Source organism: Variovorax sp. 05N34 (assembly GCF_056397405.1).
Genome location: NZ_JBFTNI010000003.1, coordinates 526331 through 550572, shown reverse-complemented (window position 1 = coordinate 550572; position 24242 = coordinate 526331). Strand labels below are relative to the sequence as shown.

At 64.8% G+C, this 24242-nt stretch carries 22 protein-coding genes; 15 read left to right on the top strand and 7 right to left on the bottom strand.

Annotated features, from left to right (window positions below; translation table 11 throughout):
• The first annotated feature begins 28 nt into the window (after positions 1-28).
• The 10 genes from atpD (at position 29) to AC1DMA_RS11595 (ending at position 11629) form a co-directional block, all read left to right on the top strand.
• Entirely contained in the window at positions 29-1444 is a 1416-nt protein-coding gene (gene atpD, locus AC1DMA_RS11640) for a F0F1 ATP synthase subunit beta (RefSeq protein WP_478125216.1), read from the top strand.
• A gap of 16 nt (positions 1445-1460) precedes the next feature.
• Positions 1461-1880, top strand: a complete 420-nt coding sequence (locus AC1DMA_RS11635) for a F0F1 ATP synthase subunit epsilon (protein WP_478099104.1) — start codon at positions 1461-1463, stop codon at positions 1878-1880.
• 311 nt (positions 1881-2191) lie between these two features.
• Positions 2192-3361, top strand: coding sequence for an ROK family protein (locus AC1DMA_RS11630; protein WP_478144310.1), 1170 nt, complete (start codon positions 2192-2194; stop codon positions 3359-3361).
• Positions 3361-4887, top strand: coding sequence for a sugar ABC transporter ATP-binding protein (locus tag AC1DMA_RS11625; RefSeq protein WP_478144309.1), 1527 nt, complete (start codon positions 3361-3363; stop codon positions 4885-4887). Before AC1DMA_RS11630 ends, AC1DMA_RS11625 begins: the two co-directional genes overlap by 1 nt.
• Positions 4859-5884 (top strand): ABC transporter permease, encoded by a 1026-nt coding sequence (locus AC1DMA_RS11620; RefSeq protein ID WP_478125215.1) that lies wholly within the window; start codon positions 4859-4861, stop codon positions 5882-5884. Before AC1DMA_RS11625 ends, AC1DMA_RS11620 begins: the two co-directional genes overlap by 29 nt.
• Before the next feature lie 65 nt (positions 5885-5949).
• Positions 5950-6915, top strand: a complete 966-nt coding sequence (locus AC1DMA_RS11615; protein ID WP_478125291.1) for a substrate-binding domain-containing protein — start codon at positions 5950-5952, stop codon at positions 6913-6915.
• Between the two features lie 232 nt (positions 6916-7147).
• Positions 7148-8314, top strand: a complete 1167-nt coding sequence (locus AC1DMA_RS11610; RefSeq protein WP_478144270.1) for a Gfo/Idh/MocA family protein — start codon at positions 7148-7150, stop codon at positions 8312-8314.
• A 41-nt stretch (positions 8315-8355) separates the two neighbouring features.
• Positions 8356-9381: a ligase-associated DNA damage response exonuclease gene (locus AC1DMA_RS11605; protein ID WP_478144269.1), complete on the top strand. Its 1026-nt coding sequence runs from the start codon at positions 8356-8358 to the stop codon at positions 9379-9381.
• Positions 9378-11024, top strand: coding sequence for an ATP-dependent DNA ligase (locus AC1DMA_RS11600; RefSeq protein WP_478144268.1), 1647 nt, complete (start codon positions 9378-9380; stop codon positions 11022-11024). Before AC1DMA_RS11605 ends, AC1DMA_RS11600 begins: the two co-directional genes overlap by 4 nt.
• 32 nt (positions 11025-11056) lie before the next feature.
• Complete coding sequence (locus AC1DMA_RS11595; protein WP_478144267.1) at positions 11057-11629, top strand: Crp/Fnr family transcriptional regulator; 573 nt, start codon at positions 11057-11059, stop codon at positions 11627-11629.
• Between the two features lie 18 nt (positions 11630-11647).
• Here AC1DMA_RS11595 and AC1DMA_RS11590 read toward each other — a convergent pair whose 3' ends face one another.
• The 3 genes from AC1DMA_RS11590 to AC1DMA_RS11580 are packed head-to-tail and all read right to left on the bottom strand — an operon-like array spanning position 11648 to position 13701.
• A complete protein-coding gene (locus AC1DMA_RS11590; protein ID WP_478144266.1) occupies positions 11648-12166 on the bottom strand; it encodes a TPM domain-containing protein in 519 nt (172 codons plus the stop codon).
• A gap of 2 nt (positions 12167-12168) precedes the next feature.
• Entirely contained in the window at positions 12169-13089 is a 921-nt protein-coding gene (locus AC1DMA_RS11585) for a TPM domain-containing protein (RefSeq protein WP_478144265.1), read from the bottom strand.
• Between the two features lie 15 nt (positions 13090-13104).
• Complete coding sequence (locus AC1DMA_RS11580) at positions 13105-13701, bottom strand: LemA family protein (RefSeq protein WP_478125208.1); 597 nt, start codon at positions 13699-13701, stop codon at positions 13105-13107.
• A gap of 45 nt (positions 13702-13746) precedes the next feature.
• Here AC1DMA_RS11580 and AC1DMA_RS11575 point away from each other — a divergent pair, with 45 nt between their 5' ends.
• The 4 genes from AC1DMA_RS11575 to AC1DMA_RS11560 are packed head-to-tail and all read left to right on the top strand — an operon-like array spanning position 13747 to position 16556.
• On the top strand, positions 13747-14511 hold the full coding sequence (locus AC1DMA_RS11575) for a hypothetical protein (protein ID WP_478144264.1): 765 nt from the start codon (positions 13747-13749) through the stop codon (positions 14509-14511).
• 43 nt (positions 14512-14554) lie between these two features.
• Complete coding sequence (locus AC1DMA_RS11570; RefSeq protein WP_478125206.1) at positions 14555-15007, top strand: YybH family protein; 453 nt, start codon at positions 14555-14557, stop codon at positions 15005-15007.
• Complete coding sequence (locus AC1DMA_RS11565) at positions 15007-15981, top strand: YheT family hydrolase (protein WP_478144263.1); 975 nt, start codon at positions 15007-15009, stop codon at positions 15979-15981. The genes AC1DMA_RS11570 and AC1DMA_RS11565 overlap by 1 nt, the downstream gene beginning before the upstream one ends.
• A 29-nt stretch (positions 15982-16010) precedes the next feature.
• Positions 16011-16556 (top strand): DUF2946 family protein, encoded by a 546-nt coding sequence (locus AC1DMA_RS11560; RefSeq protein WP_478144262.1) that lies wholly within the window; start codon positions 16011-16013, stop codon positions 16554-16556.
• A gap of 71 nt (positions 16557-16627) precedes the next feature.
• On the opposite strand, the gene AC1DMA_RS11555 is transcribed toward AC1DMA_RS11560, so the two are convergent.
• The 4 genes from AC1DMA_RS11555 to AC1DMA_RS11540 all read right to left on the bottom strand — a co-directional run bounded on the left by AC1DMA_RS11555 (position 16628) and on the right by AC1DMA_RS11540 (position 23409).
• On the bottom strand, positions 16628-17302 hold the full coding sequence (locus AC1DMA_RS11555) for a c-type cytochrome (RefSeq protein WP_478125203.1): 675 nt from the start codon (positions 17300-17302) through the stop codon (positions 16628-16630).
• A gap of 192 nt (positions 17303-17494) precedes the next feature.
• Positions 17495-18997, bottom strand: coding sequence for an efflux transporter outer membrane subunit (locus AC1DMA_RS11550; RefSeq protein ID WP_478144261.1), 1503 nt, complete (start codon positions 18995-18997; stop codon positions 17495-17497).
• Positions 18984-22148: an efflux RND transporter permease subunit gene (locus AC1DMA_RS11545; protein ID WP_478144260.1), complete on the bottom strand. Its 3165-nt coding sequence runs from the start codon at positions 22146-22148 to the stop codon at positions 18984-18986. Before AC1DMA_RS11545 ends, AC1DMA_RS11550 begins: the two co-directional genes overlap by 14 nt.
• Before the next feature lie 13 nt (positions 22149-22161).
• Complete coding sequence (locus AC1DMA_RS11540) at positions 22162-23409, bottom strand: efflux RND transporter periplasmic adaptor subunit (protein WP_478144259.1); 1248 nt, start codon at positions 23407-23409, stop codon at positions 22162-22164.
• 161 nt (positions 23410-23570) lie between these two features.
• Here AC1DMA_RS11540 and AC1DMA_RS11535 point away from each other — a divergent pair, with 161 nt between their 5' ends.
• The gene (locus AC1DMA_RS11535) at positions 23571-24209 is read left to right on the top strand and encodes a TetR family transcriptional regulator (protein WP_478125199.1); all 639 of its coding nucleotides are present in this window, start codon (positions 23571-23573) and stop codon (positions 24207-24209) included.
• The last annotated feature ends 33 nt before the right edge of the window (positions 24210-24242 follow it).

Genomic DNA, 24242 nt, shown 5'->3' with positions numbered 1-24242 from the left:
CAGATTTAAATTTTTATCGGAGCAGATGATGGCTCAAGAAAACGCAGTTCAAGGCAAGATCGTTCAATGTATTGGCGCCGTTGTCGACGTGGAATTCCCGCGCGACCGCATGCCCAAGGTGTACGACGCCTTGAAGTTCGAAGGCGGCGGACTGACCCTCGAAGTGCAGCAGCAGCTCGGCGACGGCGTGGTGCGCACGATTGCGCTCGGCTCGTCGGACGGCCTGCGCCGCGGCCTGATCGTGACCAACACCGGCGCGCCGATCACGGTGCCCGTCGGCAAGGCAACGTTGGGCCGGATCATGGACGTGCTGGGCCGCCCGATCGACGAGCGCGGCGAAGTGAGCCAGGAACTCACCGCTTCGATCCACCGCAAGGCACCCGCCTACGACGAACTTTCGCCCTCGCAAGACCTGCTCGAAACCGGCATCAAGGTGATCGACCTAGTCTGCCCATTCGCCAAGGGCGGCAAGGTGGGTCTGTTCGGTGGCGCCGGCGTCGGCAAGACCGTGAACATGATGGAGCTCATCAACAACATCGCAAAGGCGCACTCGGGTCTGTCCGTGTTTGCCGGCGTCGGTGAGCGCACCCGCGAAGGGAACGACTTCTATCACGAGATGGCCGATTCCGGCGTCGTGAATCTGGAGAACCTCGGCGAGTCGAAAGTGGCCATGGTCTACGGCCAGATGAACGAGCCCCCGGGCAATCGTCTGCGCGTGGCGTTGACCGGCCTGACCATCGCCGAGTCGTTCCGCGACGAAGGCCGTGACGTGCTGTTCTTCGTGGACAACATCTATCGCTACACGCTCGCCGGTACCGAAGTGTCCGCGCTGCTGGGTCGCATGCCTTCCGCCGTGGGCTACCAGCCGACGCTGGCCGAAGAAATGGGTCGTCTGCAGGAGCGGATCACGTCGACCAAGGTCGGTTCGATCACGTCGATCCAGGCTGTGTACGTGCCGGCCGATGACTTGACCGACCCTTCGCCCGCAACGACCTTTGCCCACTTGGACTCCACCGTCGTGTTGTCGCGTGACATCGCTTCGCTCGGTATCTACCCTGCCGTGGACCCGCTGGACTCGACCTCCCGCCAGCTCGACCCGAACGTCGTCGGTGAAGAGCACTACAACGTCGCGCGTTCGGTGCAAGGTACGCTGCAGCGCTACAAAGAACTGCGCGACATCATCGCGATTCTGGGCATGGACGAACTGGCGCCGGAAGACAAGCTGGCCGTGGCCCGCGCTCGGAAGATCCAGCGATTCCTGTCGCAGCCCTTCCACGTCGCGGAAGTGTTCACGGGCTCGCCCGGCAAGTACGTGCCGCTGTCGGAGACCATCCGCGGCTTCAAGATGATCGTGAACGGCGAAGCCGACCACCTGCCGGAACAAGCTTTCTACATGGTTGGCGGCATCGACGAAGCGTTCGAGAAGGCCAAGAAGGTCGCTTAAGGCTTAAGGAATCACCATGGCAGGCACCATTCACGTGGACGTGGTCAGCGCCGAAGAGTCCATCTTCTCCGGCGAGGCCAAGTTCGTCGCGCTCCCCGGCGAAGTCGGTGAGCTCGGCATCTACCCGCGCCACACGCCGCTGATCACGCGCATCCGCCCCGGCGCCGTGCGCATCGAGACGGCCGATGGCGGCGAGGAATTCGTCTTCGTTGCCGGCGGCATTCTCGAAGTGCAGCCTACCTCGGTGACCGTGCTGTCCGACACCGCGATTCGCGGCAAGGACCTCGACGACGAGAAGGCGAACGTCGCCAAGGCCGCCGCCGAGGAAGCACTGAAGAACGCCAAGACGGACATCGACATCGCGATGGCCCAGTCCGAACTGGCCGTGATGGCTGCTCAACTTGCTGCTTTGCGCAAGTACCGCGAAAAAAAATAAGCTCGCCCCCAGGCTTCGCGCACTTCGTGTCGCTGCGCCTTCCCCCTGACCGGGGGCAACACCAGCGGCCCGGCTAAGCCGGTTCCGCGGTGTTCCCGGTCGGGAACAGCCGAAAAGCCGCCTTTGGGCGGCTTTTCCTCGTTTGGGGAGCTTGTGCAGCGTCGCTTTGAATTTTATTTGGTCGAAGTTAAGACTTGTTTGGCTGAAGCGCGGCTCATAGTATTCGGCTTCGCTTGGATCGGACTGATCGGGGCGCAAAACAATACGACGGAGACAACGTGGGCCCTTGGAGTCGCCTGACGACGGATGAGCTGCAGTTGCTGGAAACGACCTTCTGGTCGGCCGGCGGCTCGCGCCATCGCATGGCGGACGAGCTGGGTTTTTCGAAGAGCAAGGCGAATTCGCTGATTGCCGGGCTTGTCGAGCAAGGGCTCTTGGCTGAAGCAGGACTGCAACGCTCCACGGGTGGGCGGCGTCCGGAAAACCTTCAGCTGCACGCGGGGCTTGGGGTTCTTGTTGGCGTGGACATCGGCGCGACGAGCCTGGACGTGGCCGTCCTCGCGCCGAATATGAATTTGCTGGCGCATCACGCGGAACCTGCCGATGTGCGGGAAGGGCCCGGCGCGGTGTTAGCTCGCGTGAGAGGGCTGATGCGTGAGCTGCTGCTGCAGGCGGGCTTCGAGGCCAAGCACGTGATCGGAATCGGCATCGGCGTGCCAGGACCCGTCAATTTCGAGATCGGCCAGCTCGTGAACCCGCCGCTGATGCCTGCGTGGGACAGCTTTTCGATTCGCGACTACCTGCGCGAAGACTACGCGGCACCCGTCTTTGTCGACAACGACGTCAACCTGATGGCGCTGGGCGAGCTCTGGCGGCTGAAGCGTTCACTTTCCAACTTCCTCGTGATCAAGGTGGGGACTGGTATCGGTTGCGGCATTGTCTGCCACGGGGAGGTTTACAGGGGTGCGGCAGGCTCTGCGGGCGACGTTGGCCATATCTGCGTGGACCAGGAAGGACCCCGCTGCCACTGCGGCAACCTGGGATGTGTGGAGGCCATGGCAGCAGGACCGGCGATCACGCGCATGGCGGTCCACGCAGCTGAAGCGGGTGAAAGCGCTCCGCTGGCGGAATGCCTGCGCACGCAAGGCCGCATCGAGGCGACTGATGTCGGACAGGCGAGCCGCGCGGGCGATGCCGCGGCAAACGCGATCGTGCAGCGCGCGGGCAGCCTGATCGGTCAGATGCTGGCGTCGATCGTCAACTTCTTCAATCCGTCGCACGTGTTCATCGGGGGCGGCATCACGCGCATCGGACCGCTGTTTCTTGCCGCAGTGCGCCAAAGCGTTTACCAGCGCTCGTTGGCGCTTTCAACTCGGCATCTGGAGATCCAATACACGCCGCTCGAGGGCCAGGGCGGGCTGATTGGCGCTGGGGTGCTTGCCATGCAGCAGACCCTCAAAGTGCGAGGCGTGGCGCCATGATGGACGCGGCCGCCAGCCCCCCGAACGCAAGAGCCGCCGTTGCGGTGGAATTCGAAAAGGTGGAGAAATCCTTCGGCCCCGTGCAGGTGCTGCACGGCGTCAGTTTTGCGCTCGCGCCCGGCCACGTCTACGGGTTGCTCGGCGAAAACGGCGCAGGCAAGTCGACATTGATGAAGATCCTCGCCGGTTATGAATCGCCGACCGCCGGGACCTTGCGCATCAGCGGCGAGCCCCAGGTGTTCAACAGCTCGCGCGATGCCGAAGCGCTCGGCATCGTTTTGATCCACCAGGAGTTCAACCTCGCGGAAGACCTGAGCGTCGCGCAGAACATCTTCCTCGGCCACGAAAAGAAGAAGGGATGGCTGCTCGATGACGCCGCGATGGTGCGCGATTCCGCCACTGCGCTCGCCCAGGTCGGGCTGCGGATCGACCCGACCACGAAGGTGCGCCGGCTCATCGTCGCCGAGAAGCAGATGGTCGAAATCGCGAAGGCAATCTCGCGCCATGCACGGTTGCTCATCATGGATGAGCCCACGGCGACCCTCACGCCGGGCGAGACCGAACGCCTCTTCAAGCTGATCGCCCAACTGCGCGCGGACGGCGTGACGATCGTCTATATCTCGCACAAGCTCGACGAGGTGGAGCGCGTGACGGACGAAGTCATCGTCATGCGGGACGGCCGCTTCGTCGCGCGCGCGCCGACGACCGACGTCACGCGGCACCAAATGGCGAACTTGATGGTTGGGCGCGAACTGGCGGATCTCTATCCGCCGCGCGATGCTGTTGTCGCCACCGCCGCCCCGGCGATGAAAGTGCGCGACTTCACAGTGCCCGGGTGGGCCGAAAACGCCAACTTTGAAGTCCGCCCCGGCGAGATTCTTGGCTTTGCCGGCCTGGTGGGGGCCGGACGCACCGAGCTGTTCGAAGGCCTGCTCGGTCTGCGCCCTGCCAGCGGTACGGTCGAGATCGAAGGGCGCGCCGTCCAGTTTCGCAACCCGCGCGACGCCGCAAGGCACGGACTGACCTATCTCAGCGAGGACCGCAAGGGCAAAGGCTTGCACGTCCATCTCGGACTGCGCCAGAACCTTACGCTGATGGCGCTGGAGCGTTACGCAGCGCCATGGCTCAAGCCTGACGCAGAGCGTGCGGCCTTGGCCGAGGCCGTGAGGGACTACGGCATTCGCACCGGCAACCTCAGTGCGCGCGCGTCGGCGCTCTCCGGCGGCAACCAGCAGAAGCTCGCGCTCGCCAAGGTGCTGCAGCCGCATCCGAAGGTCGTCGTGCTCGACGAACCGACGCGTGGCGTCGACGTGGGCGCCAAGCGCGACATCTATTTCCTGATCCAGCGGCTGGCCCGGCAAGGGCTTGCCGTCATCGTCGTGTCGTCCGAACTGATGGAACTGATCGGGCTGTGCCACCGCGTCGCGGTGATGCGAGCCGGCCGTCTCGTCACCACGCTCGACGCCACCCACCTGACCGAAGAGGAGCTCATCGCTCATGCCACCGGAACAGCCCCAGAGCGTTGAGCCGAGCGCTCAGCCCGCGCACCGCAGCGAGGCACGGCCGCGCTGGACCGAGCGCCTGCACGGCCTCGGCCCCGTTATCGGCCTGGTGCTGCTCTGCATCGCCGGCACGCTCCTCAACAGCGACTTCGCGACGCTCGACAACGCGATGAACGTGCTGACGCGCACAGCCTTCATCGGCATCATCGCGGTCGGGATGTGCTTCGTCATCATCTCCGGCGGCATCGATCTTTCGGTGGGTTCCATGGCGGCGCTGATTGCCGGTTGCGTGATCATGTTCATCAATGCCATGGGGCCGGCGCTTGGATCGCCGCTGCTGGCGGTGATCCTCGGCGCGGTCCTCGCGATCGTGCTTGGCGCCGCGTTCGGGCTTGCGCATGGGCTGCTGATCACCAAGGGGCGGATCGAGCCCTTCATCGTGACGCTGGGCACCCTCGGCATCTTTCGCGCCTACTTGACCTATTTCGCCAACGGCGGCGCGCTCACGCTCGACAACGACCTGTCGGACCTCTACGCGCCGGTGTACTACGCGAGCTTGCTTGGCATACCGGTGCCGGTCTGGGTGTTCCTGATCGTGGCGATCATCGGCGGGGTGATCCTCAACCGCACGGCTTACGGCCGCTATGTGCAGGCGATCGGCTCGAATGAACAGGTCGCGCGCTACGCGGCCGTCGGCGTCGACGGCGTGAAGATCATGACCTACGTGCTGCTCGGCGTGTGCGTCGGCATCGCGACCTTGCTCTATGTGCCACGGCTCGGCTCTGCATCGCCGACTACCGGGCTGCTGTGGGAGCTCGAAGCCATTGCCGCGGTGATCGTCGGCGGCACTGCGCTCAAGGGTGGCTCGGGCAGCGTCGTCGGCACGGTGATCGGCGCCATCCTGCTCTCGGTCATCAGCAACATCCTGAATCTCACCAGCATCATCAGCGTATATCTCAACGCCGCGGTGCAGGGCTTCGTGATCATCGTCGTCGCCTTCCTGCAGAGAGGTCGGCGGTAGCGGTTTTTCCAGCGTTCTCGTCCGTTTCGTTTCATTCACCAAAGGAGACAAGCAGCATGACTTCCATGGCTTCCATCACCCGACGCATCGCACTGAGCGCCGTCGCCGCCGCCACCATCGCGGCATTCCCGGTCCTTGCGGCCGCCGAGCAGGTCAATCTCGGCGTGTCGATCCCGGCGGCGACGCACAGCTTCATGGGCGGCATCAACTACTGGGCCGAACAGGCCAAGAAGGACCTGGAGAAGGAACACAAGGATCTGAAGATCACGATCAAGACGGCCGCCAACGCGCCCGAGCAGGCCAATCAGCTGCAGGATCTGTCGACCGTGAGCAAGATCAACGCGCTCGTGATCTTTCCGTTCGAATCGGCGGCACTCACCAAGCCGGTGGCACAGGTCAAGGCCAAGGGCGTCTACGTCACCGTGGTCGATCGCGGCCTGACCGACACCAGCGCGCAAGACGCCTATGTGGCCGGCGACAACACCGCCTTCGGCAAGATCCCGGCTGAATACATCGCGAAGAAGCTCGGCGGCAAGGGCAACGTCGTCGCCCTGCGCGGCATCCCGACGACGCTCGACAACGAACGCATGGATGCTTTCAACAGCGTGATGAAGGGCTATCCCGACATCAAGATCCTCGACGCCAAGTACGCCAACTGGAACCGCGACGATGCCTTCAAGGTCACGCAGGACTACCTGACGCGATTCAAGGACATCGACGCGATCTGGGCCGCTGACGACGACATGGCCGTCGGCGTGCTGAAGGCGGTCGAGCAGGCCAAGCGCAACGACATCAAGATCGTCTTCGGTGGCGCCGGTGCCAAGGGCATGGTCAAGACCATCATCGACGGCAAGGACCCGCGCATCGACGCCGACGTGAGCTATTCGCCCAAGTTCATCTACGACGCGATCAAGCTGACCGCCGAAGCTCGGCTGAAGGGCGAGAAGCTGCCGGCGACCACGATCATTCCTTCGGTGCTGATCACGAAGGACAACGCGAAGAGCTTCTATCACCCGGATTCGCCGTTCTAGATAGAGCTCGCCCCCAGGCTCGCGCACTTCGTGTCGCTCTCCACCCCCTACCGGGGGCAACACCAGCGGCCCGGCGAAGCCGGTTCCGCGGTGTTCCTGTTATTCGCCCTCAGGCTGCGCGCAGATCGTGTCGCTTCGCCTTCCCCTGACCGGGGGCAGCATCGGCGGCCGGGCTAAGCCGGTTCCGCGGTGGTTCTGGATTGGAAAGGGAGGGGGCTTTTGGGTTTACATCATGAATGACGATATTTCTTTGCGGAGGCTGCGCTACGCCATGGTTGGCGGGGGGCGGGACGCCTTTATTGGTGCTGTGCATCGGAAGGCGATGGCGCTGGATGGACAGGTGGAGCTGGTGGCGGGGGCGCTTTCTTCGAATGCGGAGAAGGCGAGGGCGTCGGGGCGCGATCTGTTTCTTGCGGAGGACCGCAATCATGGGGACTGGCGGAGCCTGCTTGACGACGAATTGAAGCGGCCGCCGGATGAGCGGATCGATTTTGTTTCGATCGTGACGCCCAACCACATGCACTATCCGGTCGCGCAAGCGTTTGTCGACGCGGGCTTTCACGTGGTTTGCGACAAGCCTCTGGTGCACACGCGCGAGCAGGCGGACGCGCTGGTGGCAGCCGTGGCGCGGCAGGCCACGGTTTTCGGGGTGACCTACAACTACACGGGCTACCCGATGGTTCGGCAGGCGCGGGAGATGGTGCGCTCGGGCGATCTCGGCGAAATCCGCAAGGTGGTCGTTGAATACAACCAGGGATGGCTCGCGACGCGGCTGGAAGGCTCGGGCAACAAGCAGGCCGCCTGGCGCAGCGATCCTGCGCAGAGCGGCGCGGCCGGGGCCATCGGAGACATCGGCTCGCATGCGGAGAACCTCGTGGCAACCGTGACGGGGCTGGAGATCGAAAGTCTTTGCGCTGATCTCAGTTCGCTGGTGCCGGGGCGGCCGCTCGATGACGACGGCAGTATGCTGCTGAGGTTTCGCGGCGGGGCACGAGGGGTGCTGATTGCATCGCAGATCAGCACGGGTCTCGAGAACGACTTGCGCCTGCGCGTTTCGGGCACGCTCGGCACCCTGGAGTGGCATCAGGAGCGGCCCAGCGAATTGACGCATCTGCCCCACGATGGGCCGAAACGCATCTTCACACGTGGCGCCAACTGGCTGTGCGAATCGGCCCGGCGCGCGAGTCGGCTTCCGAGTGGGCATCCGGAGGGCTTCATCGAAGCCTTTGCCAATGTCTACGGTGGCGTGGTCGCGGACATTCGTGCGCGGACGTCGGGCGTGGCTGCAGATCCGCTCGCGGCGGACTATCCGCGCGTGGAGGACGGTGCGCGCGGTGTGCGTTTCATCGAACGCACGGTGGCTTCATCGAGCAGTACGGTCAAATGGACGGGGTGGTAGCCGACATGACTGACAGGGTGGTGTCGGCTTAAGCTGACGGGGTGTCGCGCGACCTCGTCATTGCCCGCCCCGAAGGACTTTATTGCCCGCCGGGCGATTTTTACATCGACCCATGGCGGCCGGTCGGACGCGCGGTCATCACGCACGCGCACTCTGACCACGCGCGCGTCGGACACGGGCACTATCTGGCGCACACCGACAGCGCCGGCACGCTTCGTGTGCGGCTTGGCGACATCGCTTTGCAGACCTTGCCGTATGGCGAGGCGATCGAACACAACGGCGTTCGGATCTCGCTCCATCCGGCAGGCCACGTGCTGGGGTCCGCACAGGTGCGGCTCGAACACGAGGGGCGCGTGTGGGTCGCATCGGGCGACTACAAGACCGAAGCCGATGGCACCTGTACACCCTTTGAGCCGGTGCCTTGCGATACTTTCATCACCGAATCGACCTTCGGCCTGCCGATCTATCGCTGGCCTTTGCAGGCGCAGTTGTTCGCCGAGATGAACGACTGGTGGCGCGCCAACGCGGAGCAGGGGAGGGCATCGGTGCTGCTGTGCTACGCCTTCGGCAAGGCGCAGCGCATCTTGCATGGCGTGGATCCGACGATCGGGCCGATCGTGGTTCACGGCGCAGTCGCGGCATTGAACGACGTCTATCGCGCCGCGGGTGTCGCGTTGCCGGCGACCTTGCGTGTGACGGATGACGGCGTCGATGCGGCTCTGCTCAAGCGCGCGCTCGTGCTTGCGCCACCGTCGGCGCACGGTTCGACGTGGATGCGCCGCTTCGGCAACTACGCCGACGCATTCGCCAGCGGATGGATGCAGTTGCGCGGCACGCGGCGGCGCCGCGGGGTGGATCGCGGCTTCGTGATGTCCGATCACGCCGACTGGAATGGCCTGCAGTCAGGCATCGCCGGAACCGGTGCGGAGCGCGTCATCATCACGCACGGCAGCGTGGAAGTCATGGTGCGATGGCTCTGTGAATTGGGGCTCGACGCACAGGGCTTCAAAACAGAATACGGGGACGAAGATCTGGAGCCGACCGACACGCCGGCCGCAACGCCATGAAGGCATTCGCTGCCCTCTATCGCGAGCTGGATGCGACGACTTCCAGTCTCGCGAAGCAGGCGGCCCTTCAGCGGTACCTGCGGCTCGTCCCGGCGAAGGACGCCGCTTGGGCCGTCTACTTTCTGGCCGGCGGAAAGCCGCGCCAACTCGTGCCGAACAAGCTGCTGAGATTGCTGGCGCAAGAGGCCGCGGGCCTGCCCGAATGGCTCTTCGACGAAAGCTATGAAGCCGTCGGCGACCTCGCGGAAACCATCGCGCTGCTGCTGCCGCCGCCCACGGATGCGCACGAGCTCGGATTGGCGGACTGGGTCGAACAGCACCTCTTGCCGCTGCGCAACAAGCCGCCGGAGGCTTTGGCGGATGCGTTGCGTTGGCAATGGCGGCAGTTGGCGCCGGAGGAAAGGCTGGTCTATTTCAAGCTGATCACGGGCGCATTCCGCGTCGGTGTGTCGCGTCTGCAGGTCACGCAGGCGCTCGCCGCGGTGGGCGCGCTCGATGCCAAGCGCGTCGCGCAAAGGCTGATGGGCTACACCCACATCAGCGGCAAGCCCACCGCCGCCGATTACGCCGCACTGATTGCGCCCGAGAGCACGGGCGAGGTCGACCAGCAAACCAGCGGACAGCCTTATCCGTTCTTCCTGGCGCATCCGTTCAATATTCCGCTCGAGCAATTCGACTCAGTTCTCGGGGACCCTTCCGGATGGCTCATCGAATGGAAGTGGGACGGCATCCGCGCGCAGTTGGTCAAGCGCGCCGGGCGCGTGTGGCTGTGGTCGCGCGGCGAGGAACTGGTGACGGACCGATTCCCGGAACTCGCAGTGATGGGCGAAACGCTGCCCGACGGCACGGTGATCGATGGCGAAATCGTCGTGTGGCGGGATGACCGCGTGCAACCTTTCGCCGAACTGCAAAAGCGCATCGGGCGCAAGACGCTCGCGCCGAAGCTCCTGCGCGAGATTCCTGTCGTGCTGCTTGCCTACGACTTGCTCGAATGGGAAGGACGCGATCTTCGCAGCACGCCCCAGCAGGAACGTCGTACGCGCCTCGATGACGTGCTCACTGCAGCGCAACATCCCTCGCTGATCGCCAGCCCGATGCTGCACGGCGACAGCTGGCTCGATCTTGCACGCCAGCGCGAAGCTGCGCGTTCAATGGGTGTCGAGGGCTTGATGCTCAAGCAACTTGACGCGCACTATGGGGTCGGGCGCACCAAGGACGTGGGGGTGTGGTGGAAATGGAAGATCGATCCGCTGTCAGTCGATGCGGTGCTCGTGTATGCGCAGCGCGGCCACGGGCGCCGTGCGAGCCTCTATAGCGACTACACCTTCGCCGTGTGGGACAGCGCGCCCGAGAACCCCGACCGCAAGCTTGTGCCTTTCGCCAAGGCTTATTCGGGTTTGACCGATGCCGAAATGGCGCGCGTCGATGCGGTGATCCGCAAGACCACGATCGAAACTTTCGGCCCTGTTCGCAGCGTGGAGCCAACGCTTGTCTTCGAGCTCGGGTTCGAGGGCATCGCGCGGAGCGGTCGGCACAAGAGCGGCATCGCAGTGCGCTTTCCGCGGATGCTGCGCTGGCGCCAGGACAAGCCGGTCGAAGAAGCCGACACCCTTCAGACGCTGGAAGCCTTGCTGCCTTCTTGACGGCCGGGCGTGCGGCTGTCGGACAATGAGGCATGGACAATCCTCGCGATTCTTATCCCGCCGCCGATCTGCGCGAGCAGGCCGTCTACATGCTGACGCAGGCCGCGCCCATGATGGACATGACGCCCGACGAGGCGCGGCTCGTGCTGGATGTGATGCGCCCGGTGCATCTCCTGGCCGACACCCTTTTGTTCGAAGAAGGGGACACGCAGGACAACAACTACATGGTGCTCGTGCTCGAAGGACAGGTTCGCGCCACCAGTGCCGGCGTGCCGGGCGATGAGGTGGTGATTTCCGTCATCGGGCCGGGCAGTCTCATCGGCGAAATGGGCGTGATCGATGGCGGTCCGCGTTCGGCCACGTGCACGGCACTGACGGACGTGAAGCTTGGGGTCTTGTCGCGGGAGGCCTTCATGGGTCTCATCAAGACCCAACCTGCGGCGGCATCGCGCCTGGCGTTGGCGCTGTCGAAGGGGCTCGCGGATCGTCTGCGTGAAAGCAATCGGCGTCTGCGCACCCTGTCGCAAGTGACGCGCGCTTTGCAGGCCGAGCTGGATGCGGTCCACGCAGTCAATCGAAGGCTGCTGGACGCACAGGGCTTCTGAGGCCCAGGTCGGAACGCTTCAGAGAATCACCAGCGCATTGGGGAGCTCATTGCGATCGGCTCCGCCTTCCGCCAGCGGAAAATGCTCGACCAGCAGCGCGGACACTTCTTCGAGCGCCTGCGTGAGCCCATCCTCGAATCTTCCTTCACGAAAGGCTGCGCCCATCCGCTGCGCCATGGCCGCCCAGTCCTCATCGCTCACGCGCGAATCGATGCCGCGATCGGCCACGATCTCGATCGCGTGCTCGGCCAGCAGAAGGTAGATCAGCACGCCGTTGTTGTGTTCGGTGTCCCACACGCGCAGCTTGCCGAAAAGCGTGATGGCGCGCTCGCGGGGATTCGCGTCGCGCCATAGATAGGACATCGGCAAGCCCGCTTCGACGCAGATTCGGATTTCACCGCTGTGCCGGCGTTCGCTCGCGCCGACGCGGCGTTCAAGCCTTTCGAGTACATCGGGCGGCAGTGCCCGGCGCACCTCGGCCTCGTCCACCCAACGGTGGCGCCAGAGCCGCGCAAGACGGGACGTGATTGAAGCCATGGTCACCAATCGCCCGAGGCGCCGCCGCCCCCGAAGTTGCCGCCGCCTCCGGAGCTGAAGCCTCCGCCGGAGCCTCCGCCGCCGAAACCACCGCCGCTAAATCCGCCGCCGCCGAAACCGCCCCCACCAAAGCCCCCGCCTCGGCGGCCCATGCCCGATCCAAAAGCCAGCGACAGCAGCGTGAAGAGCAGGGCGCCCAAGCCAGCCAGCACTGCGATCACGATGCTCGACGTCAGCAGCATCACCAGCGCACCTGTCAGTCCGCCCATCGCGAGCGAGCCGGGGATCTTTCCGAAAATCCGACGCGCGATCGGCCCGGCCACCATCACGCCGACGAAGAGAAACACAGCGAGGTCTTGCCAGTTGAATCCGCTGTTGTTGCTGCGGCCATCGCCGAAGTCGCCGCTGCGCGCATCGACTTCCGGCAACGGCTCGCCCTTGACGCGAGCGATGAGTTGGTCCGCCGCCGCGTCGAGGCCACCCGCGAAATCGTTCTCACGGAAGCGCGGCTTCATCGCGTCATCGATGATGCGCGCGGCGGCAAGGTCGGGCACCGCGCCTTCGAGTGCTTTCGCGACTTCGATGCGCATCTTGCGGTCGTTCTTTGCGACGATCACGAGAATGCCGTCGCCAACCTCCTTGCGCCCGATCTTCCATGCATTGCCCACGCGGTTGGCATAGCTTGCGATGTCTTCGGGCTGCGTGGTCGGCACCATCAGCATCACGATTTGCGAGCCCTTCTGCTGTTCGAAGGCCTGCAGCTTGGCTTCGAGCGCGGTGCGCTGCGCGTCGGTCAGCGTGCCGGTCTGGTCGATGACGCGCGCGTCGAGCCGCGGCACCGGGAGCAGCCCCTGCGCGTGCGCGCCGAAGACGGCCCACAGCACAAGGACGGCCAAGGCGCGCAGGATTCGGGCAGCCGTCATGGCAAGGGCCTGGGCCTACTTCTTCGGCGCGCTGAAGTCCACCGTGGGCGGCGTCGAGATCTGCGCCTCGTTCTGCACCGTGAAGTTGGCTTTGGGCTCGTAGCTGAAGATCTTGGCCGTCAGGTTCGTCGGAAAGCTGCGTGCCAGCACGTTGTATTCCTGGACCGTCTGGATGTAGCGGTTGCGCGCCACGGTGATGCGGTTCTCGGTGCCTTCGAGCGTCACGCGCAAGTCGCGAAACGCCTGGTTCGCCTTGAGGTTGGGGTACTGCTCCGACACTGCCATCAGCCGCGACAACGCGCTCGACAGTTCGCCTTGCGCCTGCTGGAACCTGTTGAAGGCCTCGGGATTGTTCAGCGTCTCGGGCGTGACCTGGATCGACGTCGCCTTGGCGCGGGCCTCGATCACCTTGGTGAGCGTCTCCTGCTCGAAGTTGGCTTCGCCCTTGACCGTGGCCACGATGTTCGGCACCAGGTCGGCGCGGCGCTGATATTGGTTCAGCACTTCGCTCCAGGCCGACTTGCTGGCTTCGTCGAGCCGCTGGAAGTCGTTGTAGCCGCAACCCGCCAGCGAGAACGCAGCGAGGATGATCAAAAGCCAGCGTTTCACCATCACCAAGCCCCTTGTTGTGAAGTCGGCAAAGGTAGCATAGATGCAATGGCGGTCGATCCTTTCCAAGCGCTGCAGGCGGCCCATCGCGGGCCCGTGTCGAGCCATGCTGGGGGTGAATCCACGGGCACCTTGCTGATCTGCGGTGCCACCGGCGCGCTCGGCCAGGAGCTGGTCCGACGCTTGGCGGGGCGGCATCGCTTCGATCACACCCTGGTGCTGGCGCGCGAACCCATCCGCGACGGGCTGCGCAGCGTCGAAACCATTCTGGTGCCGAACGCACCCCTTGCCGAATGGCCGCCGGTCAGGGCCGACACGGCATTGGTCCTGTTCGAGCCGCCGCGGCTTTATTACGACCGCGAGCGCGCGCTCTGGACGCCCGAGCCCGCCCAATTGCCGGCGCTCGCCCGGTGGCTTCGCGCCAGCGGTGTCCACACCCTCGCCGTCGTGCAGCCGCACGCGCAGGGGCGCTTGCCGGAAGCGCTCAAGCGGGGACTGGCGAGCCTCGACGAACAGGCGGTGGTGGCGCAGGGCTTCGACCGCGTCATCCTCGTGAGGTCCGCGCAGAAGCCCGCGCAGGTTCGTTTCATCCACCCGGCCGAGCGGCTCGCGAACTGGATGCTGTCGATCGCGCGCTTCATGGTGCCCACGAGCGAGCAACCGGTGCGCGCGTCCAAGGTGGCTGAACTCGTCGACGTCGCATTGCGGATTGCGCCGCCGGGGGTACACGTCGCGGCGCCTGAACTGGTGTGGCAGGCGGCCCAAGCTGATGTTCGCGTGGTGGCGGAGAGCTGGCTGTGTGGGCGTCCATGAAGCCTTCGGCCAAGGCAAAATCGGCGCTCCAGCTTCATCATCCATGTCCACGAAGACCAAACTCCGCGCCGCCACTGTCGGCGGCACCGCCGACGAAGTCGAAGCGGCTTTCTACGAGGCATTGCAGCGCGGCGACGTCGACGCGCTGATGAACTGCTGGGCCGACGAGGACGAAATCTTCTGCGTGCATCCTGGCGGACCGAGGCTGGTCGGCCCCGATGCCATCCGCGCCGCGTTCGAGCATATGTTCGGCAACGGTGCCATTCGTGCGACGCCGGCACGCGTGCGCAAGGTCGAATCGCTCGCGAGCGCGGTACACAACGTGCTCGAGCGCATCGAAGTGCTGACTGCCGAGGGCCCCCGTCACGCCTTCGTACTTGCGACCAACGTCTATCACAAGACCGCGCAAGGCTGGCGCATGGTCGCGCACCATGCCAGCCCGGGCAGCGTGCAGGATCCTGGCGATTCCGGCGAAGCTCCGCAGACCATTCACTGATGCAGTACGTTGCGCCGCGTTGGTTGCCGGGCGGCAACTTGCAAACCATTTGGGCCGCGTTGTACGGGCGCCGTGTGATGACGCCGTTGCCCGACTACCGGCGTGAGCGCTGGGGCACCCCCGACGGCGACTTCATCGACGTCGATTTTCTGGACGCCCCGCTTGGCGGGCGAAGTGAAGCTCAGAAGCCTTTGCTCGTGCTGTTTCACGGTCTGGAGGGTTCGTCGCGCAGCCACTATGCCGAAGCGTTCGCTGCCTTCGCGATGGAGCGCGGCTGGGACTATGCCGTGCCCCACTTTCGCGGCTGCAGCGGCGAACTGAACCTGGCGCCGCGTGCCTACCATTCGGGCGATTTCGAGGAAATCGGCTGGATCCTCGCGCGGCTGCGAGAGCGCCGCGAAGTCATCAGGGCGGCGGGTGTGTCCCTCGGCGGCAATGCCTTGATGCGCTGGGCCGAGGAGGCGGGCAGCGAGGCGTCGAAATCCGTGCGCGCGGTCGCGTCCATTTCGGCGCCGCTCGATCTGGCGGCGGGGGGAGCCGCGATCGGGCGCGGGTTCAACAAGCTTGTCTACACGCGCATGTTCCTGTCGACCATGAAGCCGAAGGCGCTCGCCAAGCTGGCGCAGCATCCGGGCTTGTTCGATCGTGAAAAGCTCGCCGCCGCCCGGACCCTGTACGACTTCGACAATGTTTTCACCGCGCCCCTGCACGGCTTTCGCGACACGGATGATTATTGGAAGCGCGGCTCGGCCAAGCCGCATCTGCATGCCATCCAGATTCCGGCGCTGGTCGTGAACGCCGCCAACGATCCTTTCGTGCCGGCCTATAGCCTTCCGCGCCAGGCGGAAGTCGGTCGCCACGTGACACTTTGGCAGCCCGCCCATGGCGGGCACGTCGGCTTTCCAGGTGGAATGCCGCCCGGTCATGTGCGCGAAATGCCTGAGCGCGTCGTCGAATGGTTGGGTCAGCGCTGATTGGCCATGACAGGCGCAAAATCGGCCCTATGGATGACATCGTCAAGCAGGCGCTCGCCAAGTGGCCCAACGTGCCGCACTGTTATGGATGGCTTGGCCTTGACGCACGCGGCAACTGGTACCTGCGAGACGATCGAACGCAAGCCGCCGGAGCGTTCGCGCTCGCCAAAGGGTCGATGCTGCGCCACGAGAAGCTGATCGACTTCATCCAGCGCAACTACGAACACGACGATCTCGGGCAGTGGTTCTTCCAGAATGGGCCGCAGCGCGTGTATGTTGAACTGGAAGCCGCGCCCTGGGTATGGCGCATCGGCGAGGATTTCTCCGTCCGTTCGCATACGGGCGTGACGATCGAACCTTCTGCTTGTCTTCTGGATGAAGCGGGAAAGCTGTACTTGGCCGCGCCCATCGGGCTTGGGCTGGTTCATACGCAGGACGTCGGCACGGCATCGGATGCCATCGATCAGGGACGGTGGGCGCCGCAGGAGGTACGGGCAGGCGACTTGCCCGGCCAATTTGGGTTTGTCGTCAGCCCGGCTGCGCGGCAAATGGCCAGATCATCCGCGTCGGACTGACCATTCACTGGCAGGAGCAACAAAAAAGCCCGCGAATGCGGGCTGTTTTGCGTTGGGTGACTGACCGAAGACTACTGCTTCGTTTCGGCGGGCTTGGTCTCTGGCTTTGCTTCGGCCGCGGCTGCTGCCGGCGCCGCGGTAGCCGCCGGTGCAGCATCGCCCGCCGGTGCAGCGCCATCGGCCGGAGCCGCCGCAGCAGCAGGTCGATCCGGCACGGGGAACGTGGCACCGCCGGCGTTCGCCATGTAGACCACTGCGCGACCCACTTCCAGGTCCTCGAAATCGCCACCGCCTTGCGGAGGCATCATGCCCTTGCCCTTGAGCGCATGCTCCAGCAGCGTCGCGTAGCCTTGGCCGATACGGGGCCCCCAGGCGGCGGCATCGCCCAGGTGCGGTGCGGCGGGAATGCCCGGGCTGCCGTGACAGGCCACGCACTGCGCCTTGAACACCGCTTCGCCAGCAGCGAGGGGACGATTGGCATCGCGGATCTCGATCGAGCCGACCTTCTTCAGGCGCTCGGCGATTTCGCGATCGCGTATGTCTTTTGAGACGCCGTACAGCGACATGTTTTCGCCCACGGCGGAACCCGAAGGATGGGTGCCGGAGACCACGTACGAGACGAGGCCCGCAATGATCAGGATGGGAGCAACGAAGGAGAAAAATACCGCGAGCAGGAGTTGCTTGGGATTCTTGATCGGGCCTGTGTGGGCTTCTTCTGTGGCCTGGTAGTGCGGGTCGTCGCTCATTGGGTCCTCAGTATCGGGGGCTCTTCGGGGGGCTTTTCGAAATCAACCGCGGGATTATAGAGAGACCCCCAGGTTGGCTCACTTCGTGTAGCCGCCCACCCCCTTGAGGGGGCGCTGCCGGCGGACCGGCGAAGCCGGATCCGCGGCAGCCCGCGAAGGGGCGGGCGCTTTGCGCCGCCCTTGATCGTTGGCTTACTTTGTGCTCCAGCCGCCGCCGAGGGCTTTGAAGAGTGTTACTTGGTTTTGTAGCTTTCGTTGGCGCGTTTGAGCTGTTGCGAGTTGGGACGTGTAGAGCGAGCGTTGTGCGTCCAGCAGGTCCAGGCCGCTTGCCACACCGTTTCGGTAGCGCAGGTCCGAGAGTTTGAAGCGGATCTCCTCGGCGTTGGACTGAGCGAGCAGGGCGCGCAGTTCTTCATCGAAGGTTGCACGGCCCGCTAGCGCATCGGCGACTTCCCGGAAGGCCGTCTCGATGGTTTTTTCGTACTGCGCTACGGCAATGTCGCGGCTCACGCGTGCCGACTCGAGCGTCGCTCGGTTTTGGCCCGCGTCGAAGATCGGCAACGTGATCTGCGGTGCGAAAGTCCATGCCTTCGACCCACTGCCGAAGAGCCCCGAGAACTCGGTGCTGGCGGTGCCGATCGACGACGTCAGCGTGACGCGCGGGAAGAAGTTGGCGCGGGCTGAGCCGATGTTCGCGTTGGCTGAAATCAACTGCTGTTCGGCCGCGCGGATATCGGGCCGCTCGATCAGCAGGTCCGATGGCAGCCCGGCGGGCAGGTCCTGCATCGGCGCGAGCGCCTGGAGCCCCTTGCTGCTTCCCGTCGTGGCATCGGGCGGCATCGGCGCGCCAAGCAATTGCGCCAGCGCATTCTCATCCTGCATGCGCAGGCGTTGCTGCTGTGCGTAGGTTGCGCGCGCGGTCTCGGCTTGCGATTCGGCAAAGCGATAGTCGATCTCTGAAGACACGCCATTGTCGAAACGCATCTTCGTGAGCTTGAGCGACTCGTCGCGCGTCACCATCGTCTGGCGAGTGATCTCGAGCACCTCGTCATCGCCCAGCACCGCCAACCAGCCGTTGGCGACGGCGGCGACAAGGCTGATTTGCACCGCCTTGCGCGATTCCTCGGTGCTGAGATATTGCGCCAGCGCCGCATCCTTCAGGCTGGAAATGCGCCCGAAGAAATCGAGTTCCCACGACGTGATCCCGACGCCGACTTGGTAGACGGTCGACACGCCAGGGCCCACCAGAGAAGGCCGCTGACGGTTCTCGCTGCCGGACGCATTGAGAGCCGGAAACAGCGCCGATCGCTGAATCTGGAACTGCGCACGCGCCTGCTCGATGTTGAGCACCGCCACGCGAAGATCCTTGTTGTTGGCCAGCGCCATCTCGATCAGCTTCACAAGCCGCGGATCGGTGAAGTAGTCCTGCCAGGCGATCGTCGATGCCAGCGGTTGCTGCGCCTCGGCCGCCTGCGTGTTCGGAAACACCGCAGGCACAGGCGCCGCAGGCCGCTCATAAGTAGGAATCAACGAGCACCCGCTCAGAAGAACCGCCACGGCCGCCGCCCCAGCGGCAAGGCCCCCGCGTGAAACACCGCGGAACCGGCTCCGCCGGGCCGCAGGTGTTGCCCCCTGCAAGGGGGTGGAGAGCGACACGAAGTGCGCGAGCCTGGGGGTGTACTTACTCTTTGTCATGGTCTTCCTCGATACCCGCAGCCTGCGCATGCCGCTTGTCCATTTCGTGTTGGCGATCGCTGCCCTTGAAGAGCGTGCGCACGACCACGAAGAACACCGGCACGAAGATCACGGCAAGCGTGGTCCCGGTCAGCATGCCGCCGAGCACGCCGGTGCCGATGGCACGCTGACTTGCGGACCCGGCGCCGTTGGCGAGCACCAGCGGCAGCACACCGAGCCCGAACGCCAGCGATGTCATGATGATTGGCCGGAACCGCAGGTGGGCGGCGGCCAATGCGGACTCGATCACGCCCTTGCCCTGCGCCTGCAGGTCCTTGGCGAATTCAATGATCAGAATCGCGTTCTTTGCGGACAGGCCGATGATCGTGATCAGCCCGACCTGGAAGTACACGTCGTTGGAGTAGGAGCGGATCAGCGTCGCGAGCAGCACGCCGAGCACGCCCAGCGGCACCACCATGATCACCGACAGCGGAATCGTCCAGCTTTCATAGAGCGCGGCCAGGCACAGGAACACCGCCAGGATCGCGAAGCCATACAGGATGATGGCCTGCGAGCCGGCGAGCTTTTCTTCGCGCGATTGCCCGGTCCACTCATAGCCGAAGCCGGCCGGCAGTTGGGCAGCGATTCTCTCCATCTCCGCCATGGCAGCGCCCGAGCTGTAGCCCGGTGCCGCTGAGCCCGAGATGCGGATCGCCGGATAGCCGTTGTAGCGCACCGTCTGCTGCGGACCGGTGATCCAGCGGGTGGTGGCAAACGTCGACAGCGGCACGGGCATGCCTTGGCTGTTGCTCGCGTTGAGCTTGAGCAGGTCTTCAGGCTGCATCCGCGCCGGCGCATCGGCCTGCACCACCACACGCTGCAGACGACCCTGATTGGGGAAGTCGTTCACGTAGGCGGAGCCAAGCGCTGTCGACAACGTGGTGTTGATCGCATCGAAAGTCACGCCCAATGCATTCGCCTTGTCGCGGTCGATGTCGATCTGCAACTGCGGCGCGTCTTCGAGACCCTCGGGGCGCACCTGCGTCAGCAGCTTGCTCTGGCTCGCTGCACCCAGGATCTGGTTGCGCGCGTTGACGAGCGCTTCGTGGCCCAGGCCTCCACGATCCTGGAGTCGGAACGTGAAGCCGCTGGCATTGCCCAGTTCGGGAATGGGCGGCGGGCTCAGCGGGTAGATGAACGCGTCGCGAATGCCGGAGAGCGCACCGAACGCGCGACCTGCCAGCGCATCAGCGGAATGGGCCGGGTCCCTGCGCTGGTCCCAGTCCTTGAGCGTCACGAAGGCGAGACCGGCGTTCTGGCCCTGGCCCGAGAAGCTGAAACCCAACACGCCGACCATGCTCTCGACTTCGGGTTGCTTGAGGATGTAGCCCTCGACATCCTGAATGACCGACAGCATGCGCTCCTGCGTGGCGCCCGGAGGCAACTGCACGTTCACGATGATGTTGCCCTGGTCTTCCTGCGGAAGAAAGGACGTGGGCAACTGCCGATACACCAGAACCACCGCCGCGATGATCGCGACGTAGATCAGCAGATAACGCGCGGCGCGCCGCAGAATGCGCGACACGATGCTCTCGTAGCCCTTGGCCGTGCGCGAGAAGCCGCGATTGAACCACCCGAAAAAGCCCGTCTTTTCATGGTGATGACCGGCTTCCACAGGCTTGAGCAGCGTTGCGCACAGCGCCGGCGTCAGCGACAGCGCCATGAAGGCTGAGAAGCCGATCGACGCCACCATCACCGCCGAGAACTGGCGGTAGATGTTGCCGGTCGAGCCGGCGAAGAACGCCAGCGGCACGAACACCGAGATCAGCACCACCGTCACGCCGATGATCGCGCCGGAGATCTGGCGCATCGCCTTGCGTGTGGCTTCGAGCGGCGACAGTCCTTCCTCGCTCATGATGCGCTCGACGTTTTCGACCACCACGATCGCATCGTCCACCACGATACCGATCACCAGCACCATGCCGAACATCGTCAGCACGTTGATCGAGAAGCCCAGCGCGAACAACACCGCGAACGTACCGAGCAGCGCGATTGGCACCACGATCGTCGGGATGATCGTGTAGCGCCAGTTCTGCAGGAACAGGAACATCACCACGAACACCAGCGCCACAGCCTCGAACAGCGTCTTGACCACTTCGCGGATCGAGATGCTCACGAAGCGCGAGCTGTCGTATGGAATCACCCACTTCACGCCCGGCGGGAAGAAGCGCGCGAGTTCGGTCATCTTGGCGCGAATCGCCTTTGCCGAAGCCAGCGCGTTGCCGCTCGGCGCCAATTGGACGCCGATACCGACCGCGGGCTGGCCGTTCAGGCGAGCGGACGTCGAATAAGCCTGCCCGCCGAGCTCGATGCGAGCAACGTCTTTCAGCCGAACCGTCGAGCCATTGGTGTTGGCACGAAGAACGATGTCGCCGAATTGCTCGACCGACGTGAGCTGGCCATTGACCACCACCGTCGCGGCAATGGCTTGGCCGGGCACGTTCGGCAGGTCGCCGATGATGCCGGAGGAGACTTGCGCGTTCTGCGCCTTGATGGCGGCATTCACGTCACCGGGCGACAGGTTGAAGCCCTGCAGCTTGGCCGGGTCGATCCACACACGCATCGAACGCTCGGTACCGAACAACTGCGCCTGGCCGATACCGGCGACGCGTTGAAGTTCAGGCACCACGTTCCGCGATGCGTAATCGCCCAGCGCGATCGGGTCGAAATCGGGGTTGTCCGAAGACAGGATCGTGAACAACAGGAAGTTGTTGCGCGACTTGTCCACCCGCACACCCTGCTGCGTCACAGCCGCCGGCAGGCGTGGCGTGGCGCGCGAGAGGCGGTTTTGCACGTCCACCTGCGCGAGGTCGGGGTCGGTGCCCGTCTCGAAAGTGATCGTGATCGTGCCGGTGCCGTCGGCCTGGGCGACCGATTCCATATAGATGAGACCGGGCGAGCCGTTCATCTCGCGCTCGATCACCGACAGCACGCTGTCTTCGAGCGTCTGCGCCGACGCACCGGGATAAGCCGTGTTGATCACGATGGCAGGCGGTGCCACCGGCGGGTATTGCGAGATCGGCAGCTGCGTGATCGCCACGCCGCCCATCACGATGAGGAACAGCGCGATCACCCACGCGAAGATGGGACGATCAATAAAGAACTTGGCCATGCGGGCGAGCTCCTTACTGCTTCGCGGCGGGAGCCGGAGCTTCTGCCGCGGCAGCAGGAGCTGCCGGCGCGGGGGCCTTCCATGGCACCGCCTTCACGGGCGTGCCCGGCGGCATCATCTGCAGCTTCTGGAAGCCGTCGACCATCACCTGCTCGCCGGCCTTCAGGCCTTCGAGCACCACCCACTGGTTGTTCTGTGCCGCGCTGATCTTGACGGTGCGCTTGGTGAGCTTGCCGTCGGGTTCGACCACCGTGAGCGTGTCGCCTTGCTGCGTGCGCGTAACGGCCTGTTGCGGCACCGTGATCGCATTGGCCGCCTGAGCCTGCTCCAGGCGCACGCGCACATACAGACCCGGAAGCAGCGTGCCGTTGGGATTCGGAACCTCGGCGCGCAGCGTGACCTGGCCGGTGGTGGCGTCGACCGTCAGGTCAGAAAACAGCAGCCTGCCGGCCAGAGGGTATTCGCTGCCGTCCTCGAGCACCACGCGCACGCTGGCGGCGTTCGGACCACTGGCGCGCTTGAACTGGCCAGCTTCCATCGCGCGGCGCAGGCGGAGAACGTCCGTCGCTGACTGCGTGAAGTTCACGTAGATGGGATTGATCTGCTGGATCACCGCCAGTTCGGTGGCGTCGCCCTGGCCGACGAGCGCGCCTTCGGTCACCAGCGCCCGCCCGATGCGGCCGGAGATCGGCGCAGTCACTGCCGCGTAGCCGAGGTTGATCTTGGCGGTGGTTACGGCGGCGCGGCTCACGCCCACGTCCGCTTCGGCCGTCTTCTGCGCGGCGACTGCGTTGTCATATTCCTGCTTGCTGACGGCATTGGCTGCGACCAGCGGCTTGTAGCGCTCGGCCAGCGCCTTGGCCTGCGCTGCATTCGCTTCGGCGCGCGCGAGGCTCGCCTCGGCACTGCGCGAGGCGGCGGCGTAAGGGGCGGGGTCGATGCGGAACAGCAACTGGCCAGCCTTGACGTCGGTGCCTTCCTTGAAGAGGCGCTCTTGCAGGATGCCCGCCGCGCGTGCGCGCACTTGCGACACCCGCGAGGCCTCGAGCCGACCCGGAAGCTCCGTGATGAGACCGACGTTGGTGGGTGTGGCAACCACCACGCCGACTTCAGGCGGCGGTGGCGCCGCGCCGCCGGCATGGCCGGCCGGGGCTTCGCTCTTGCCGCAGGCGGTCAGCGCAAAAAGCGCTGCGGCGGCGGCTGCAATGGCCGCATTGCGCGGCGAAAACAACGAGAGGCGCGAGACATGCAGGACGGGCATGCGATTCCTTTGAAACGAGGACGGGGACAGCGCATGTCCGCGCGGCTGCCAAAGGCAACACGGCGAAGTCGGCCATCGGGAAAGTGCCGTAGTTTACATACATTCATGCATGTATAGTGACGGCTTGCGCAGCGCAGCAGATTCTATAAAAAGGGGACAAGGTGGCTCGTCGTACCAAGGAAGAGGCACAGGAGACCAGGCATCGCTTGCTCGATGCGGCCGAAGTGCTCTTTCAGGCGCAGGGCGTATCGCAGACGTCGCTGCAGCAGATTGCCCAACACGCCGGCGCCACGCGCGGCGCGATCTACTGGCACTTCAAGGACAAGGCCGATCTCTTCAACGCGATGATGGATCGCATCACGCTGCCGCTGGAGGCCGCCGCGCAGAAAGTGGCCGGCGGCCCCGACGCCGACCCCGTAGACGATGTCGAAAGCATGATGGTCGAGGCCCTGAAGCAAATGACCTCCGACCCGCAGGTGCGGCGCGTGTTCGAGGTGGCGACGCACAAGGTCGAATACACGCACGACATGGAATCGGTGCACCAGCGGCACCTGGAAGCACGCAACGCCTGCGTGGTTGATTTCGAGAAGGCGTTGCTCGGCGGTGCCCGGCGCGCCCGCATCCGGATGCCGATCCCCGCGGCGGCGGCGGCGCAGGGGCTGCATGCGCTGATCAGCGGACTCATCCAGGACTGGCTGCTGGACCCGGAGGCCTTCGATCTCGTGTCCACGGGGCGGCGGACGTTCCGTGTCTATCTTTCAGGCCTGGGCTTTGTGCGGCCGTTGGCGAGCGCTGGCTGATAGGCGATAATACGAGGCTCCTGACACGCTCAG

Excerpts from the sequence above, each read along its gene's own strand:
- AC1DMA_RS11555 (WP_478125203.1), bottom strand. The coding sequence starts at position 17,302 with ATGAGCGACGACCCGCACTACCAGGCCACAGAAGAAGCCCACACAGGC.
- AC1DMA_RS11620 (WP_478125215.1), top strand. The coding sequence starts at position 4,859 with ATGCCACCGGAACAGCCCCAGAGCGTTGAGCCGAGCGCTCAGCCCGCG.
- AC1DMA_RS11565 (WP_478144263.1), top strand. The coding sequence starts at position 15,007 with ATGCAGTACGTTGCGCCGCGTTGGTTGCCGGGCGGCAACTTGCAAACC.
- AC1DMA_RS11580 (WP_478125208.1), bottom strand. The coding sequence starts at position 13,701 with ATGGTGAAACGCTGGCTTTTGATCATCCTCGCTGCGTTCTCGCTGGCG.
- AC1DMA_RS11625 (WP_478144309.1), top strand. The coding sequence starts at position 3,361 with ATGGACGCGGCCGCCAGCCCCCCGAACGCAAGAGCCGCCGTTGCGGTG.
- AC1DMA_RS11540 (WP_478144259.1), bottom strand. The coding sequence starts at position 23,409 with ATGCCCGTCCTGCATGTCTCGCGCCTCTCGTTGTTTTCGCCGCGCAAT.
- AC1DMA_RS11600 (WP_478144268.1), top strand. The coding sequence starts at position 9,378 with ATGAAGGCATTCGCTGCCCTCTATCGCGAGCTGGATGCGACGACTTCC.
- AC1DMA_RS11610 (WP_478144270.1), top strand. The coding sequence starts at position 7,148 with ATGAATGACGATATTTCTTTGCGGAGGCTGCGCTACGCCATGGTTGGC.
- AC1DMA_RS11550 (WP_478144261.1), bottom strand. The coding sequence starts at position 18,997 with ATGACAAAGAGTAAGTACACCCCCAGGCTCGCGCACTTCGTGTCGCTC.
- AC1DMA_RS11635 (WP_478099104.1), top strand. The coding sequence starts at position 1,461 with ATGGCAGGCACCATTCACGTGGACGTGGTCAGCGCCGAAGAGTCCATC.
- AC1DMA_RS11545 (WP_478144260.1), bottom strand. The coding sequence starts at position 22,148 with ATGGCCAAGTTCTTTATTGATCGTCCCATCTTCGCGTGGGTGATCGCG.
- AC1DMA_RS11585 (WP_478144265.1), bottom strand. The coding sequence starts at position 13,089 with ATGACGGCTGCCCGAATCCTGCGCGCCTTGGCCGTCCTTGTGCTGTGG.
- AC1DMA_RS11615 (WP_478125291.1), top strand. The coding sequence starts at position 5,950 with ATGGCTTCCATCACCCGACGCATCGCACTGAGCGCCGTCGCCGCCGCC.
- AC1DMA_RS11575 (WP_478144264.1), top strand. The coding sequence starts at position 13,747 with ATGGCGGTCGATCCTTTCCAAGCGCTGCAGGCGGCCCATCGCGGGCCC.
- atpD (WP_478125216.1), top strand. The coding sequence starts at position 29 with ATGGCTCAAGAAAACGCAGTTCAAGGCAAGATCGTTCAATGTATTGGC.
- AC1DMA_RS11595 (WP_478144267.1), top strand. The coding sequence starts at position 11,057 with ATGGACAATCCTCGCGATTCTTATCCCGCCGCCGATCTGCGCGAGCAG.
- AC1DMA_RS11590 (WP_478144266.1), bottom strand. The coding sequence starts at position 12,166 with ATGGCTTCAATCACGTCCCGTCTTGCGCGGCTCTGGCGCCACCGTTGG.
- AC1DMA_RS11560 (WP_478144262.1), top strand. The coding sequence starts at position 16,011 with ATGGATGACATCGTCAAGCAGGCGCTCGCCAAGTGGCCCAACGTGCCG.
- AC1DMA_RS11570 (WP_478125206.1), top strand. The coding sequence starts at position 14,555 with ATGTCCACGAAGACCAAACTCCGCGCCGCCACTGTCGGCGGCACCGCC.